Source organism: Zavarzinella sp. (assembly GCA_041399155.1).
Lineage (GTDB): Bacteria > Planctomycetota > Planctomycetia > Gemmatales > Gemmataceae > JAWKTI01.
On sequence record JAWKTI010000003.1, the window covers coordinates 696684 to 713568 of the forward strand.

Here is a 16885-nt window from a genome sequence, read left to right on the forward strand (position 1 = left end):
ACTTTTCTTCAGGATGCCAGATTGTACGTCGCAATCCTGAATTACCAAAAAAAAGATGAAAAAATTCTCGAATCTTTTCTCATCATTCTCTCATATTTTGACTGAAATCTCGGGCTTCAATTCCCCACCCGAGGCGCGGTGGGTGAAATTCACAGACAGGCAAAGGTATTTTTACCAGCTAAACAACCAGACAGGTGTTGCTAACCCCATACCAAGTAAGAAGTTAGCAACTTTGGAGGCCTATTTACTCAAGCCTTCCAGCAGCCCCAGCATGGGCAGGAAGAGGGCAATAACGATTGTTCCGATGATGCCCCCCAGAATCACAATCATGATCGGTTCCAGCAAGCTGATCAAGCTTTTCACCGCGGTATCGACTTCTTCGTCGTAGAAGTCGGCAATTTTGTAGAGCATGGTATCCAGGTCGCCGGTTTCCTCACCCACTTCGACCATGTTCACCACCATGTCGTCGACCAGTTTGCTGTCCCGCAATGGTTCGGCAATGGTATCCCCTTCCCGAATTGATTCGTACACCCGCTGGTACATCCGTTCGAAGACGGCGTTGTTGGCAGTTTCCCGCACAATGGCCAGTGCTTCCAGAATGGGCACACCGCTGGAAACCAGAGTTCCCAACGTCCGCGTGGTGCGGGCAACGACCGTTTTTTCGGCAATTTTGCCCACGATTGGAATCCAGAGGATTAATCGGTCGACCGCATAGTTGCCGGTTTTGTTCATCCGGATCAATTTAATGAATAGCCAGACCCCAATCGGGAACAGTGGGATCGACCACCAGTAACTGGCACACCAAGTGGAGACATCGATCAGAAACTGGGTCAGATCGGGCAGTTTCAGGCCGAATTCCTCAAAGATTTTCTTAAATTTGGGAATAATGGCCACCATGATGAAAATCAAAATACCCACGGCGACGCAGATAACCACGGCGGGATAGATCATGGCACCGATGATCTTGCGTTTGAGGGTCTGGCTTTTTTCCTTGAACTCAGCCAGACGCTGCAAAATCACTTCCAGAGCACCACCGGCCTCACCGGCTTTCACCATATTCACATAGAGTCGATCGAACGCACGTGGGTGTTTGCCCATCGCTTCGGACAGGGTGCTGCCCGATTCGACATCTTCCACTACGTCGATCAGTGCGTTTTTCAACGCACTGGGCTTCATCTGTTTTTCCAGAATCCGCAGCGAACGCAGCACGGGCAGGCCAGCGTCCTGCAGAGTGGAAAACTGGCGGGTAAACAAGCAGAGGTGCTTGCTTTTCACCCCACCGATGACGAAGGTTTTTTTCGATTTCTTCTGGCCGGACTTTTTCTTTTTCTTCTTGCCAGCAGTTTTGCCACCTTTGCCCGCAGCCATCTGCGTCAGGCGGGTGACAAAGTAGCCCATCTGCTTGATTTTCTGCTGTGCTTCTTCTTCGTTCAGTGCATCAATCTGGTCTTTTACTTCTGCACCGCTCGTGTTCAGCGCTTCGAACTTATACGTTGGCATATGGCACCTGCTGACAATTACATCCTGACAAAATTTCGTTGGGGGCGAACATCATCACTCATCTATGAAAAAAATCTCATTTTTACCCACGGTGGCAGATTAATGTTCATCTTCCAGAGTGGTTTCTCGTACGATTTCCTCGAGACTGGTGACACCCGCGAAGAGAGCATCTAAACCCCGCTCCCGTAAGCCTTTAATGCCCCGGCCACGTGCGTTCTGCCGTAACTGATCGGTGGAGGCACCCTTGGCAATCAGATCACGGAGCTCATCGGTAATGGTGAGCAGTTCGTAAATCCCGGAACGCCCACGGTAACCGAGGTTGTTGCACTTGTCGCACCCTTCGCCGAAGTACATTTTGCGACCTTTGAGCTGTTCGGGCTTCATATTCAGCTCGTACATCTGGTCGCGGCTGGGCTCAAATGGCGTTTTACAGTGGGTGCAGATTTTCCGCACCAGTCGCTGGGCAAGAATCCCCTCAACGGTAGCGGTAATCAAAAATGGCTCCACCCCCATATCCCGAAGGCGGGTTACCGAGCTGGGTGCGTCGTTGGTGTGCAGCGTGCTGAACACCATGTGACCCGTAAGTGCTGCCTGCACAGCGATTTGCGCGGTTTCGAGGTCGCGGATCTCACCCACCAGAATCTTGTCGGGATCCTGCCGCAGAATCGACCGCAACGCACTTGCGAAGGTCAGGTCAATATCGTGGTTGATCTGGCACTGAATCAACCCGTCAATTTCATACTCCACCGGGTCTTCGGTGGTAATAATCTTTTCGGTAATCTCGTTCAATTCTGCTAATGCAGAGTACAGCGTGGTTGTTTTTCCCGCACCGGTGGGGCCTGTTACCAACGTAATGCCGTTTGGTTTGCGGATGATTTCGCGAAAATCAGCAACCATATCCATAGGCATGCCGATTTTCTCTAAGTCCAGGCCCACACGGCCTTTATCGAGAATCCGGATGACGATACTTTCCCCAAACATTGTGGGCAGCACCGACACCCGCATGTCGACGGTATTCCCACCGATATTCAGTTCGATCCGACCGTCCTGTGGCAGTCGGCGTTCGGCAATGTCCAGGTTCGCCATCACCTTAATACGCGAGCTGATTGCATTTGCCAGGTGGCGTGGTGGGGGAACCATTTCCAGCAGCACCCCGTCGCACCGATAACGCATCTTGTATTCGTCTTCGAACGGTTCGAAGTGGATGTCTGCCGCCTGGTCACGGATGCCCATCAGCAGCACCATGTTCACCAGTTTCCGCACAGGTGCGGCGTTGGCCATTTCTTCCACAGAGGAGATATCGATGCTGTTTTCGCGACCCGTATAGGTATCGCCATCATCTTCCCCCAGCATGTTAATGATTTCGCTGAGGGTCTCTTCTTTCACGTTGGAGTATAATTTTGCGAGTGTGGCCTCAATTTGTGCGGGGGCTGCCAGCGAAGCTTTCACCTGCATAATGCCCAACATGTTCCGCAGGTCGTCCAGTGCCTGCATGTTGTTGGGATCGGACATCACCACGGTCAGCACATCATTTTCGAACTTCAGCGGCACCATCTTGTATAGTTCGGCCATGTTCTGTGGCACGGCTTTCAGTGCTTCGGGACTCGGCTTGGCTTCATCCAGATTCACCACCGCAATGCCGTGCAGTTCGGCTTTTGCCAGTAATAACTGGTCGTTATTGATCAATCCGTTGGTGGTGGCCACCTGCTCCAACGGAATATCCATACTGCGGGCATCATCTTCCAGGCTCTGCAACTGGGCATCGTCGATAAAACCCAGGTCGACAAAGATCTGCCCTAACGTCTTGGGCCCAGAGCGTTTTTTAGGTGCAGGCTTGGCCGGAACCGCTTTTGCTGGCACGGCGGCCTTCTTGACTGGTGCCGCACCATTGGTAACCAGTTTCCCCACCGGTGGTGTGGCAGGTTTCTTCGGCGGCTGAGGATTTTTAGGATCGTTTGACATATTACTTACCTGTTATTCATTTTATTTTAACAACTGCAACGATGGGGTTAATATTTCTTTTTCGGCCGCCGTGGTCGATCATCCTCATCATCGTCGTCGTCATCGTATGAATCGTACTCCTCATCCTCTTCCAGTTCATCATCCACCAATGCACCACGTTCTGCTGCGGCAATTTTTGCTGCCAGTTCTGCCGGTTTCTTCGCCCGCAGCAGCACTTCTTCTTTCTCGCACTTATCGTCTTTCCACAGGTTGAACAGAATCTCGTCCAACAGGAACATGCCATATTTTCGACCGGTTTGAATGGCCGAATCGATCCGGTACACCTTGTTTTCCCGAATCAGGTTCTGGATGGCATCAGTCACCACCATCATTTCGTAGGCAGCCACCATCCCGGATGGTTTTTTCGGCAGCAGTGCCTGCGACAGCACCCCAATCAGTGCGGTAGACAATTGTGTTCGCACCTGATCCTGCTGGTCTTTGGGAAACACATCGATAATCCGGTTGATCGTCGATGCAGCACCAGAGGTGTGCAGGGTTCCGAACACGATGTGGCCGGTTTCTGCAGCTTCGATGGCAGCGTGAATCGTTTCCAGGTCACGCATTTCACCCACCAGGATGATGTCGGGGTCCATCCGCAACGCCCGCCGAATCCCTTCTTTAAAGTCTGGCACATCGGTGCCGATTTCCCGCTGATTAACGGTGCACTTCTTGTGCTGGTGGTAATATTCGATCGGGTCTTCGAGCGTAATAATGTGGCGATCGTAATTATCATTAAGAAAGTTTAACATACTGGCCAGACTGGTGGTTTTTCCAGAACCAGTGGGGCCGGTCACCAGAATCATCCCACGTGGGCGAACGATCAGCGATCGAATCGCGTCGGGCATCCCAATCTGCTCGAAAGTAAGAAACTGGCTGGGAATCCGCCGCATCACGATGCCAATCGAACCACGCTGCTTGAACACAGCCACGCGGAAGCGATAACCATCCACGTATTCGATTGCAAAGTCACTACCCCCGCGTTCCTGCACTTCCTGCTGGCAGCGGTCGGGGGTAATCGACTTCATCAGTGCGGTGGTATCGTCGCTGTCGAGCACCTTTGTTTCCAGTCGGCGCATCCGGCCACCCGCACGTACCACTGGCGGCTGGCCAACAGTAATATGTAAGTCGCTGGCTTTCAACTGGATCACAGTCGCCAGTAATTTATCGATTTGGACCGTGGACACAGTTCACCTCATTGCCTTGTTCCAGCCACACGATTCAGTGCGGCCACTTGCTTCTTAATCACACTGGTCGCCAATCGGTCGTGCCCCAAGGGGCGTGAATCATTATTCCCAATCAGCGATGAATCACCAAAATATTTGCGGGCAATACCTGTAAGTGAAAATGTTTTCACATTTTAGGCCTATTCTGCCCCCACCGTTGTCTCCGCGTGGCAGGTGCTCAGCACTTCTTCCATGGTGGTGTTCCCTTTCAGAACCTTCAGCATACCGTCTTCTAATAGTGTACGCATACCAGTAGCCCGTGCCTCCTTTCTAATTTGAGTGGAAGGGGCCTGCTGGAACGTTAGTTCACGGATACGGGAGTTCATCTTCATCATTTCATAAATCCCGATCCGACCACGATAACCAGTCTGATTACAGTGGTTACACCCCACACCTCGCATAAATGTGGCGTTGGCGAGTTGTTCTTTGGTGATCCCACTGGAGCGAATTTCCGCATCGGTGGGCTTGTAGGGCTTGCGGCATTTGACGCAGTTCACCCGCACCAGACGCTGACCCATGATAGCAATCACGGACGACGAGATAAGGAATGGCTGTACACCAATGTCCGCCAATCTGGTGATTGCAGATGGTGCATCGTTCGTGTGAAGTGTACTGAAAACTAAGTGTCCAGTCAGAGAAGCCTGCACCGCGATCTCGGCAGTCTCCTTATCGCGAATCTCACCCACCAGAATAATGTTGGGGGCCTGTCGCAACATGGCTCGGATTATGCGGGCAAAATCCAGTCCGATCCCGTGCTTCACTTCTACCTGATTAATCCCAGGCAGGTAGTATTCCACCGGATCTTCGGCGGTAATGATTTTTCGGTCAGGCCGATTCAGTTCGTTCAGTGCCGCGTACAGAGTAGTCGTTTTTCCACTGCCTGTAGGTCCGGTCACCAGAAAGATGCCGTTGGGCCGTTTGATGATCTGCTGAAAACGCATGTAATCATCTTCGCCAAACCCCAGATCGCGGATGCTGACCTGAATCGACCCACGATCCAATATTCGCATGACTGTTGATTGGCCATGCACCGTGGGGAGCAAACTGACCCGCAGGTCAAAGTGTTTGCCTTGAATGTTCACCTTGATCCGACCGTCCTGTGGTCGGCGCTTTTCGGAAATGTCGATGTTGGACATAATTTTGAAACGCGAAGTCATCGACGCAAACAATCGGCGTGGCACCGCGTCCCGTTCGATCAACACCCCATCGATCCGGTAGCGAATCCGCACCCGATCGGCAAAAGGTTCAATGTGGATGTCTGATGCACGCATCGACACTGCTTCCTGGATCAGCAGGTTGCATAATTTCACCACCGGTGCGTCCGAACCATCGTCGCCTGCTGCTGCAGCCGCAGCGGCTTCCGTCTGAGTGAAATCAATTGCAGTATCTGTAAATTCGCTCAGCATCGAGTCCATCGACTCAGTTTCTGTCTGACCATAGTTCCGGTTAATCGATTCCCGAATCTGTTCAAGGTCAGCCAGCACTGGCCGCACATCCTTATTCAGGATGAACTCCAGTTTTTGCAAAACGTCCAGGTTGGTGGGGTCTGATGTTAATAATTTCAGTACGTTCCCTTCCAGCGATAGTGGCAGCACGTTATTTTCGCGAGCCACCGATTCTGGCACCAATTCAATGATGGCTTTGGGAATTTCCAGGTCGGTCAGATCCTGGAATGGCAGGTTGTAGAATTCGGCTACGGCACTCATCACATCTTTGAGGGTGGCGTAGTTCGATTTAATAATCGCATCCTGCAGTTTGATCCCCGACGCACTGGCGAGGCGATCCGCTTCGGTAAGCTGGTCGTAACTGATGACACCATTTTGAATTAAGACATCGGTGAAATCACCGCGTTTACCGGCCATGGGTAACTCCAAGAAGGGAAAACATGCCACCCGTTCGGCTCAGTCGGCTTTCAGAACGATAGAATTCAGGCAGGCCAGCCAGATATCGGCAGGATTCGACGAACGTCATTGAAGACCTGGATCAGTCGTAAACACTTTCCACGAACGGGTGAAAACATCTTCTTTCAGATTAATTGTTCATGAAAGCCAATGCAAGCAGAAAGTTGGTCGAATTCATGATAAGTTCGTGAGATTTTGCGGAGAAGTGTGCTGGATAAAGGCTATTTGGCAATACTTAATATACAAAAGTATACATCTGTTTGCTATTTTGGCAATGCGCTCTATCTGACGATTGCGACTAATCTTTCATTTTCTCAAAGGTCTTCACTAGCCCGATAGTGGGGGAAAACTCCAGATTTCCATCTTTCAATTGTTTGAAATTCGACCAAATAATCGCACCCCGCATCCCTTTTTGAGTGATGTGCAGTGCGTTGCCTTTCAGTTCATAAGTTCCGGTTTTGGTACCGAAAAATTTCCATTCGAAGGTGCCATCTTCCTTGAATTCGATTTCCTCTTTGATGTCACTGGCTTTCCCATGGTTCGTAGTGATTACTTTCCATTTACCAACGAAAGTTTTCGCTGTGATTTTGCCTTTCTGTGCAAATGCAGGCGGAAGTACCAGCAAACAAACAATACCCAACAAGATCGTTCTTAACATGGAATTCACCCTAATAAGACTGTTAGACAATGCTTAAAGCATAATGATTTTGCCGTTTCCGGCCATCAAGGCAGATACATGTTACAGAAAAACCGAAATATTGCCTGAATGGAACTGTTAATGAGTCAACTACAGTAATTTTCAACAGGGTTATTTGTAGCAGAAATCACTATTGAACGAATCGAGATCTGATGGCGAGTGAGGTGCACTGATGGATTCCCGCTCAACCCAGGTCCGGTGGGAGAATCAGGCCCGCTATTGGATCGCTCATTACTGGTGTGCTAGAGATGGTGCGGAGCTTGTTTTCGCATCAGTAATCAATTCATCGCCCGCAGCGCCCGAGAAATCGACTGGGTTATTTTTCTGATTTCTCTGATCGCTTCCGCAAAAAATCGCTTAGTTCAGTCAATTTATCAGTGTTGATCAGATCAACTTTCGCATCCAGCAACGTTTTCCATGCGGTGGGTGGGTCGGGGATTGCCCAAAATCGCACCATCCGACCCTGTTCGTGGGCCTTGGTCACATATTCGTTCAACTGTTTCAATTGATCTTCCGGAATCGGCCCGGTTCCGTTCCAACGAAACATCGAACCCCAGCGGGCACTCACCCAGGGAATGAGTTCTCTGCTTTGCGGATCATCTAAATCATCAGGGCGACCATCGATCGCTACCAGTCTGCGTTCCTGCGTGCGGATGGTTTTCACATCGCGGTTCCCGCTCAGAATCACCGTGATTGCTTTGATTGACACTTTACCCTTCACGATGGTGGTAATCTGTTCGGAATAACCTTCCAGCACCTTGGCCAATGCTGCATAAGTTTTTGCTGCATCAGTTTTTATGTCGATCATTAAATAAAATGTGTCTAGTTCTTTATAGATCTTTCCATGATTCAACTTTGCCCGCTGTGTCAGTGGGTCGAGATACAGTTTTTGCAAGGTGCGTTCTGGCTTGAGAGAAAATGGCGTGTGACCAACCAGCAACTTGCCATCGACAAGGAAAATATCTGCTTCAACACTGCCAAAACCCGCATCCAATGCATCCAGCAGTGGGCGAGGATGTTCATAATCGTTGTGGGCGTGGGCCTGCCGCAATGGAACCACCTGGGCAAAGACTGCGGCATTGGCCGAGAATAAAAATAGACAAATATAGACATAATTAGCAATTTTCATACTGATCCAATGTTGTTAAATTGCGTTTGGCACTTGCAAGAATATGGTAACGGCTCCCGACCAAATCAGCCAGTAAGCCTATCGTAACTTGTAGCACACATCGAAGAGCACAACCACAGTATCGTAAAACGATATATAGTATAAACTCGAACACTCATCACGATTGCCGCATAAAAATTGAATAATTTCTACCATTTTTGAAAAATTTTCTAAATGGCAACAACTTGCTTGCGAAATACAAGTTGACATCTGATTTTATTTACAGGATTCAAGTATGGAAATACTAGCAGCAATAGTTGGTGGGCTGGCAGTTGCGGGCCCAATCGCAAAGAATCTAGGTGAATTGGCCCAGGGTAGTTTGCGGGTCATCAAGTTGGTTGATCATATTTGGGATCGTTTCCGAAACAATGTACCAGAAAACAAAAGAACTTCGGTCATTCATCAGGAATTAGAACAAATTACACAAATGTCGATTGAGGAATACGAAGCCAACGTAGTGAACACAATCAATTCTGAACTTGTCGCGCATTCCGATGAAGATCGCTCTGCGATGAAAGATTACTTATCACTCCTCCCTGCTCAGTTAACTACAGCATTCGCAAGGCTGGAAGATCCATCTGGCAAAACGGTTCCGGCTACTTTTCAAGTCACTGAGGCACTAGATTTATTGGCGATTCTTCCACCAAGGCCGCCATGTTTTCACGAAGGCGATTCGGTGCCCGGAAAACCAGGCTGGGTTTTCGTCAAGCGTCTTGGCGTTGGTGGATTTGCGGAAGTCTGGAAAGCACAACACAGCCGATTTTCCGGTACTTCAGCAGTAATCAAAATATGCCTCGATCCTCAATCGCAGGATCGTTTGATCAAACATGAGGCAACGGTCATCAATCAGGTGATGCAACACGGTAAGCATTCAGGCATCGTAGAATTACGAAACGTGTCATTGGATTCAGTCCACCTTGGCTTGATATGAGTTTGTTGATGGAGGTGATTTATTTTCAGCATTTGATCAACAATCCTTGGCCTGTTGAAGACCGCGAAATCCGCTGCAAAAACTGATTGCAGTTCTTGCAAATACAGTGGGATTTTTCACCGGTTGCATCCGCAAGTGATTCATCGCGATTTAAAACCTGGTAATATCCTGTTGCAGCATAATACAGAAGGAGAGATTGCATATCGTATCAGTGATTTTGGGATTGGTGATCTGACAGTGAACAACGAATTACGCACTGCGGAACAAATGAAACTTCCAACACTGATGGTGAGTGGATTGTCCACACGATTACGAACTGCCCATACCACCCTTTATGCAAGTCCGCAGCAACGTTCTGGACAGCCGTCCCATCCTACTGATGATGTCTATTCGTTGGGTGTGTTGTGGTTTCAATTGTTAGTTGGCGATCTTACCCGCCCCTTGGACCATGAATGGCGTGACGATTTACAAATGCAGGGTATCTCGCAAGCGGCAATTCAATTAATTGCAGAATGCACAAGAAAAAATGCGGAAAATCGTCCTCAGGATGGATTGCAACTTGCCAAAAAAATGAAAATAGCAGAAGCAAGCGATAAAAGCTCTTTGCAATCAAAAATTCATGCAGATTATGCAGATTATAGCAATATCGCAACGTGCATGGCAACACGAAACGATGGTTGAATTCAAACATCACTTCATTTTCAGAGTGGGAACAAGCTGCCAATAATGGCATTGCCGAGGCGATGATCCTTGTCGGAGATTGCTTTGAAGAAGGTGTACTTGTAAAGCAAGATTACTTCGAAGCGATGAGGTAATTATCCGCAAAGCCGCTGATCTCGAAATGCTTCTGCGATGGATAGTATTGGTGATTTGTTTTACCATGGCAAAGGAGTAATCCAGGATTACTTCGAAGCGATGAAGTGGTATCGCAAAGCCGCTGATCTCGGAAATGCTTCTGCGATGTATAGTGTTGGTGTGTGTTGCACCAAAACAGTTACGGGGTAACCCAGGATTACTTCGAAGCGATGAAGTGGTATCGCAAAAAGCCGCTGATCTCGGAAATGCTTCTGCGATGGATAGTATTGGCTGGTTTTACCAAAACGGTTATGGAGTAACCCGATTACTTCGAAGCGATGAAGTGGTATCCTGAACCGCTGATCTCGAAATGCTTCTGCGATGTATAATATTGGCTGGTTTTACCAAAACGGTTATGGAGTAACAGGATTACTTCGAAGCGATGAAGTGGTTTCGCAAAGCCGCTGATCTCGGAAATGCTTTGGCGATGAGTAATATTGGTTGGTTGCACCAAAACGGTTATGGAAGTAACCAGTTACTTCAAACGATAGTGGTATCCAAAGCTGCTGATTCGGAAATGCTTCTGCGATGAATAATATTGGTTGGTTGCACCAAAACGGTTATGGAGTAACCCAGGATTACGCCGAAGCGATGAAGTGGTATCGCAAAGCCGCTGATCTCGGAAATGCTTCTGCGATGAATAATATTGGTTGGTTGCACCAAAACGGTTATGGAGTAACCCAGGATTACGCCGAAGCGATGAAGTGGTATCGCAAAGCCGCTGATCTCGGAAATGCTTCTGCGATGTATAGTGTTGGTGTGTTGCACCAAAACGGTTACGGGGTAACCCAGGATTACGCCGAAGCGATGAAGTGGTATCGCAAAGCCGCTGATCTCGGAAATGCTATGGCGATGAATAATATTGGTTGGTTGCACCAAAACGGTTATGGTGTGAAACAAGATATAGCGATCGCAAGAGAGTGGTATCAAAAAGCAATTGCTGCAGGAAGTGAACAGGCGAAAAAGAACTTGGCTACTTTGTAGTTAACTCTTACCCCTTGATCACCCCGATGGGTCTCATGCGGGCGACTTTTTTCGACAGGCCAGCACCGTCGACCACTTCTACCACTTCATCCACGTTTTTGTATGCGTCTGGTTGTTCTTCCAGCAAACCTTTCTTACTTTGGGCCATTGCAATAATCCCACGCGATTCCAGTTCTTTATCGATCCGTCTCGAACCGGCGTGTTTAATCGCTGCGGTGCGGCTCATCGCCCGTCCTGCACCGTGGCACGTGGTGCCGAAGGTGCGTTCCATGCTGCCTGGCTGACCCACCAGTACCCACGAAGCCGTTCCCATGTCACCGGGGATGATTACTGGCTGACCGATCGCCTGATAACGTTCTGGCAGTTCTGGGTGGCCTGCAGGAAACGCCCGGGTGGCACCTTTCCGGTGCACCCACACCTGCTTTTTGGTGCCATTTACCGTGTGTTCTTCCAGTTTGGCTATGTTATGGGCCACATCGTACAGCATTTCCATGCCCAGATCGAACCAGCTCCGCCCAAAAACATCCGCAAACACATCCCGGGCCTGCTGCATCAGCAACTGACGGTTGGTAAAGCCATAGTTGGCTGCGGCACGCATCGCACCGATGTACTGCTTCCCTTCCGGACTTTCCGCCGGTGCACAAGCCAACTGGCGGTCGGGCAGGTCAATTCCGTACTTCTGTGGGCAGTTCCGGAACAGCCGCAAGGCATCGTCGCACACCTGGTAACCCAGCCCACGCGAGCCGGAGTGGATCATCACGCACACCTGCCCATGTTCCAAACCAAATGCTTCTGCCACGTGGGCATCGTAAATCTGGTCGACCACCTGCACTTCCATAAAGTGGTTGCCGCTGCCCAGCGTGCCGCACTGCTGGCTGCCCCGCTTGATCGCAATTTCCGACACCAGGTCAGGTTCGGCATTGTCAATTCGGCCGTTGGCTTCCGTCAGTTCGAGGTCTTTGTTACGTCCCAACCCACGCTGAATCACGTAACTGGGGCCCTGTTCCATCAGCTCCAGCATTTCCTTTTCATTAAAACGGTACGCACCACCACGACCCACTCCCGCAGGGACAGTATCAAACAAGGATTTGATTAACGTCCGCAGGTGGGGCTTGATTTCCTGATAAAACAGGTTGGTTTTCACCAGCCGCACCCCGCAATTGATGTCGTAACCCACGCCACCTGGGGAAATGACCCCACCTTCGGCTGGGTCGGTCGCAGCCACGCCACCGATGGCGAAGCCGTATCCCCAGTGAATATCCGGCATTGCGATGCTCGCCACCTGAATACCGGGTAACGTGGCAACGTTCGCCACCTGATCGGGCGCTTTGTCCTTTTTCACCTGTTCCAGCAGCGTATCATCGACGAAAATCAGGCCGGGCACCCGCATCCCGTGCTTGTAGCTGGTGGGGATACGCACGCAGCACGGATCGATCCGTTCCAGCGGCACGTAAGGAATATCAGACTTTGCCATGACAGCATCCTTCCAGGCGAGCCAATCGCCGTAAGTTAAATATCCACAATCACTTCCGCAAACCACTCTGCCCCACGCTGTTCTACAACAAGATCGTGGTAGGTGATCGCTTTTACTTCCCGCCCACGTTCATGGGAGGTGGGGTCAAACATCAGCCCACCTACGGTAGCATGCAGGCCATCTTCATCAAATGCCACCTGAAACTGGGTTCCAATAAACCCATCCATCTCAAACAGCATCAGCAATTCGTGCAGCCAATCAAACAATAACAGATCTGCCTCGGCCGTGGTGCCCTGCACCACAAGCTGGCGGGTTTTCTGCACCACATTCGGCTGCCAGTTTTCAATAATCGCGTGCAGCAGACCGCCCGCCATTTCCTGAAACAGTTCGGGCAGCGTGAGTGCTGTTGCCCGCAGGCCCAGGTCCGCAGTATGTTCAAAAAACTCAAACATGCCAATCTTCTCCCTGCAGCCTGGTGGCTAATAGGACGGTGACTTCCCCAACAAGGTTCAGTGAATGCACCAGAATCAATGAAGATCATTGATTGAATAACAGCTGTTTTACAACCGATCCAGTGAACTTTGCACAATTACCTTCATATCACGCAGTGCCAGCAAGGGAATTTCTTCAGATTCTTAAACATTCTCACGCAAAGCCGCGAAGACGCAATGAGATTCTGAAGACAACCGTCATTCCCCTACAGTTGGGAATCGGGCTAATATTCGAGGTTGATCCAATAAGCTGACACCCACCGGAATTGTCATTCCCGCGCAGGCGGGAATCCCGAACAATAACCAATATTCTGAATGAACCTAATCAGTAATCCGAAACCACCACAACCGTCATTCCCGCGAAGGCGGGAATCCAGGGCAAGTGGTTGGAATTGGCAACCCAAACAACTGACTTGTGAGCCGACGGCGTTAGCCGGTTGCCAAAAGACGGTTGTGACACTAACCGTCATTCCCGCGTAGGCGGGAATCCAGTTTTACCCATATTCTGGTTTTTCATTGACCCCACGATTTGATTGGGTAAATTATTGCTAAATGAGGGTACCTCATTCTGTACCGTTGTATGCGCAATGGTACATTTTACACAACAAGTGATAGACAGAACCGCCGACGGAAAAGGCGGAATAAATTCTGTCTAATACTAGTTAGGTCGCTGGGCATGTTCGATATTTGCTTGCTATCCGCTTCGACCCTTGGACCAGACGGACAGCGGCTCGGCACAATCACTGTGGGCAACCACACGGAAGATTTTGCCTGCTGGCCTACGGATCACCCTGTTGAAGATTTTCCAAGTTTGTGGAGACAGAAGCTAGGTGTGCTTGTCGCAGGCCAGCCGGGAGTCGCACTTATTCACGATCCTCGCTTTGCTTTCATCGTTTATCGCGACGGGCAGCAATGCCTCATAACGCAACGGCTATCGCTCGATGGTCAGTTCGATCCCGTAGAAAAACCGCCGCTCCTGACCGAGGACGGAGAAAAATACGATCTTTGGATGGTTGATTTCGAGTCCGTTGCCAAGTTCGTGGCGACCTAACCAGCGGATGCAGTTGACCGGCTGCGCCCGCGATATGATGTTGTTGTCGGTTTGGAGCCTGCTCTCCGCGGGCGGCTGGCAACTGAGCCTTTTACGTTAGGCGAGTATGCGTTTTTCTGTAGAATCTGGCTTTGTGCTCCGTGAGGCGGAACCACGATACTTCGTCCGCGTGCTTGACGAGTCGGACGATGGTTGGAAGTGTGGTTATCGATGGCAAATTCAGCTACTTAATGAGGACGGTCAAGGCGCAGCGACCATCGAGTTCGGACCATCTGACGATGAGACGTTTTACTCTATGCTGGCGGGAAGCCTTCCACGCGAAGTGATTTCGGCTGCGATGGAAGGCTTTAGCGAATACATCGACAGCTGCGGTCAGCGACGACAACCCTTGTTTCTCGGTGGAAGGCTCGCCTAACCACTGGCTGCAGTTGACCGGTGACGCTGCGGGTAGAATGTTGCTGTCGGTTGCACGCTTGCTTCCGCAGGCGGCCTAAGTGAGCGATTGGAGCAGGAATCTCTTCGTATCAACTCCGCGTTTTGCTAAATCGCGGACGCTATACCGGATGTTATTGAAGACGATGATGAACAGCAGGAGGTATTTCCCCATGGATCCAGAATACATATGTGAAATCTACATTCTATACTTGATTGATTCATTGGACAACACAACGCAGCAGCAATTCATGAAGATGCTTCAAAGTATGAATGCACCCTACGATTCAATTGACAAGTTCTTACGGGAATATGAGGCGGAAGAGTCAATTTACGTCGACCTTATCAAATGGATCAAAGATGAATGGGCAAGCAGCCAAAAGCATCACCCGAACATCAGTGCAAAGCAATTTGCAAAAGAGAAGGTTCCTGACTTCATGTCTAGCCTCTCATAAATGAGATAATAATTCAGTTTTACTTGTTGGCAGAAACAGATGATTTTTATGAAAAATTCTCATCGTGAACTGTCGACTTCGCATACATTACAGATGTTGGAAACAGGCAGTCAGAGTGAGCGATTGGAGCAGGAATCGCTTCGTATCCACTCCGCGACTCTGCTCAATCGCGGACCCGTTAGGTGCAATTTGACCCACGACGAACTCGCGACGCGGCTTGATGCGATCTTCGCCAACTGCTTTAACAGCGGACCCGTCAGTGATGCCTCCATCGATGATGCTGAGCGTGAACTCGGGCTGCGTTTCCCTGCCAGTTATCGCACCTATCTTCGTCGCTACGGGGCCTCCTTTGGATCGGGATTTGAGATACACGGCCTGCCACCAAAGCCCGCTGATGATATACCACCTCAGTGGTCAGACGTGGTAGCGTCTACGATGAGACTTCGGCCTAGTTCGCTGCCGCAGGATTCGGTGGAGATATCGCACGATGGCATGGATCATGGTTACTTCCTCCAATGCTCTCCAACGGACGCTCGGTATGAGGGGCCAGTCATTGAGTGGGGCCCCGATCACGACGGCGGCAAGGAGGTCTGCTCCGACTTCCTAGAGTTTGTAACCACCCGGTGCTGCACCTAACAACCGGTTGCAGTTGACCGGCGACGCCCGCGAGTAGAATGTTGTGGTCGGTTGGTAGCCCACTTCTGCGTCGGCATAACGGGTCCGCGATTGAGCATATAGTATAGGTGACGGCTGCAAGCGGCCTAAGTGAGCGATTGGAGCAGGAATCGCTTCGTATCACTTCCGTGACTCTGCTCAATCGCGGACCCCGTTCGGCGGCGGAGACCCAGTGATGCCAAACATCGTTTGCGTCGGTCGTGATGGGGTATCGCGGACCTTCCGTTATACGGTTGAGAAGGACCAATTCGAAGATACTTGGAACTTCCGTGTGTTCGCTGATCCTCTGCCCGCTTCGGGAGAGTTCTTAGACTTGGCCGTCTCTGCTGTCGATGAGACGACCGTGCGAGTTGTAGCTATGGCCCACCACAATAAACCCGTCTACATCGCAAAGGGTATTCCTGAAGCGCTATTGCCTGTGGTGAAAGCGACTTTGGTAAAGGATGTTGTTTCGAGTCCGACTGCGGGGGAAGCCGGAGTATGGCGGACACAGGCTGCGACAAAAGTTTGGAAGCGGCTGCTAACCTCTGGGCGGGCTATCTACGACGCACCGACAGACGTTTACAAACTCGTCACTCCAGAAACTTCCCCTACGGAAGAATAACGTTTCAACACATCGCGGTTGAATCATCCAAACTGTGAAGGATAAAACTGCTTATTCCGCGCGTAAGGATACCCGACACCGTGGTGATAATGCCAAATTTCTGCGTACTGGTGGAAACCTGGTGTTCTATGGCCAAATAGTGGAAAAATGCTTCAATGTCGCAAACCCATGTTCTTTGGGCGCTTGTTTTGATGGATCTGATTAGTTGCACCATCCAATCGAAATAAGCTGTTGCTGTTTTGGTATGGATCGAATCGTGCAACAGTACTTAGCCCCCACCCGATCAAGGAGTTTGGGCGACTTCGAAGCTGGCATTTATTCACCCATCGTCGAAAAGTTGATGAGAAAATGATTGTGAAACTGACAGTTACTGCTTGAGGGACGCATTTCACTGCGATAAGATGCAATTATTCGTCATTAGGTACGATGTTGGGTAGTTGGAA

General features: G+C 50.0%; 17 protein-coding genes. 9 read left to right on the top strand and 8 right to left on the bottom strand.

From position 1 onward, the window contains the following. Nucleotides 1-240 precede the first annotated feature (240 nt). From R3B84_17110 to R3B84_17135, 6 genes are all read right to left on the bottom strand, one after another. Nucleotides 241-1500: a type II secretion system F family protein gene (locus tag R3B84_17110; GenBank protein MEZ6142281.1), complete on the bottom strand. Its 1260-nt coding sequence runs from the start codon at nt 1498-1500 to the stop codon at nt 241-243. Between the two features lie 99 nt (nt 1501-1599). Then, nucleotides 1600-3462, bottom strand: a complete 1863-nt coding sequence (locus R3B84_17115) for an ATPase, T2SS/T4P/T4SS family (GenBank protein ID MEZ6142282.1) — start codon at nt 3460-3462, stop codon at nt 1600-1602. A 47-nt stretch (nt 3463-3509) separates the two neighbouring features. Beyond that, nucleotides 3510-4685, bottom strand: a complete 1176-nt coding sequence (locus tag R3B84_17120) for a PilT/PilU family type 4a pilus ATPase (protein ID MEZ6142283.1) — start codon at nt 4683-4685, stop codon at nt 3510-3512. 179 nt (nt 4686-4864) lie between these two features. Further along, on the bottom strand, nt 4865-6586 hold the full coding sequence (locus tag R3B84_17125; GenBank protein ID MEZ6142284.1) for a GspE/PulE family protein: 1722 nt from the start codon (nt 6584-6586) through the stop codon (nt 4865-4867). A gap of 337 nt (nt 6587-6923) precedes the next feature. Further along, nucleotides 6924-7283, bottom strand: a complete 360-nt coding sequence (locus R3B84_17130) for a glycoside hydrolase family 43 C-terminal domain-containing protein (GenBank protein MEZ6142285.1) — start codon at nt 7281-7283, stop codon at nt 6924-6926. 355 nt (nt 7284-7638) lie between these two features. Continuing rightward, the gene (locus R3B84_17135; protein ID MEZ6142286.1) at nt 7639-8451 is read right to left on the bottom strand and encodes a phosphatidylinositol-specific phospholipase C/glycerophosphodiester phosphodiesterase family protein; all 813 of its coding nucleotides are present in this window, start codon (nt 8449-8451) and stop codon (nt 7639-7641) included. A gap of 274 nt (nt 8452-8725) precedes the next feature. Between R3B84_17135 and R3B84_17140 the strand changes: the two genes are divergently transcribed. The 5 genes from R3B84_17140 to R3B84_17160 all read left to right on the top strand — a co-directional run bounded on the left by R3B84_17140 (nt 8726) and on the right by R3B84_17160 (nt 11260). Next, complete coding sequence (locus R3B84_17140; GenBank protein ID MEZ6142287.1) at nt 8726-9421, top strand: hypothetical protein; 696 nt, start codon at nt 8726-8728, stop codon at nt 9419-9421. Between the two features lie 135 nt (nt 9422-9556). Further along, nucleotides 9557-10102: a hypothetical protein gene (locus R3B84_17145; GenBank protein ID MEZ6142288.1), complete on the top strand. Its 546-nt coding sequence runs from the start codon at nt 9557-9559 to the stop codon at nt 10100-10102. After that, nucleotides 10099-10236 carry a hypothetical protein gene (locus tag R3B84_17150; protein ID MEZ6142289.1) on the top strand — a complete coding sequence of 46 codons (138 nt, stop codon included), beginning with the start codon at nt 10099-10101 and terminating at the stop codon, nt 10234-10236. Before R3B84_17145 ends, R3B84_17150 begins: the two co-directional genes overlap by 4 nt. A gap of 37 nt (nt 10237-10273) precedes the next feature. Next, the gene (locus R3B84_17155; GenBank protein ID MEZ6142290.1) at nt 10274-10426 is read left to right on the top strand and encodes a hypothetical protein; all 153 of its coding nucleotides are present in this window, start codon (nt 10274-10276) and stop codon (nt 10424-10426) included. Between the two features lie 378 nt (nt 10427-10804). Further along, entirely contained in the window at nt 10805-11260 is a 456-nt protein-coding gene (locus R3B84_17160) for a tetratricopeptide repeat protein (GenBank protein ID MEZ6142291.1), read from the top strand. A gap of 7 nt (nt 11261-11267) precedes the next feature. On the opposite strand, the gene R3B84_17165 is transcribed toward R3B84_17160, so the two are convergent. Beyond that, the gene (locus R3B84_17165) at nt 11268-12734 is read right to left on the bottom strand and encodes an RtcB family protein (GenBank protein MEZ6142292.1); all 1467 of its coding nucleotides are present in this window, start codon (nt 12732-12734) and stop codon (nt 11268-11270) included. Between the two features lie 35 nt (nt 12735-12769). Beyond that, nucleotides 12770-13186, bottom strand: coding sequence for an archease (locus R3B84_17170; protein MEZ6142293.1), 417 nt, complete (start codon nt 13184-13186; stop codon nt 12770-12772). Between the two features lie 715 nt (nt 13187-13901). On the opposite strand from R3B84_17170, the gene R3B84_17175 reads away from it, so the two are divergent. From R3B84_17175 to R3B84_17190, 4 genes are all read left to right on the top strand, one after another. Beyond that, on the top strand, nt 13902-14276 hold the full coding sequence (locus R3B84_17175) for a hypothetical protein (protein MEZ6142294.1): 375 nt from the start codon (nt 13902-13904) through the stop codon (nt 14274-14276). Between the two features lie 106 nt (nt 14277-14382). Continuing rightward, nucleotides 14383-14691 carry a hypothetical protein gene (locus R3B84_17180; GenBank protein ID MEZ6142295.1) on the top strand — a complete coding sequence of 103 codons (309 nt, stop codon included), beginning with the start codon at nt 14383-14385 and terminating at the stop codon, nt 14689-14691. 190 nt (nt 14692-14881) lie between these two features. Further along, nucleotides 14882-15163, top strand: a complete 282-nt coding sequence (locus R3B84_17185) for a hypothetical protein (GenBank protein MEZ6142296.1) — start codon at nt 14882-14884, stop codon at nt 15161-15163. A 988-nt stretch (nt 15164-16151) separates the two neighbouring features. Further along, complete coding sequence (locus tag R3B84_17190; protein MEZ6142297.1) at nt 16152-16442, top strand: hypothetical protein; 291 nt, start codon at nt 16152-16154, stop codon at nt 16440-16442. Nucleotides 16443-16885 lie beyond the last annotated feature (443 nt).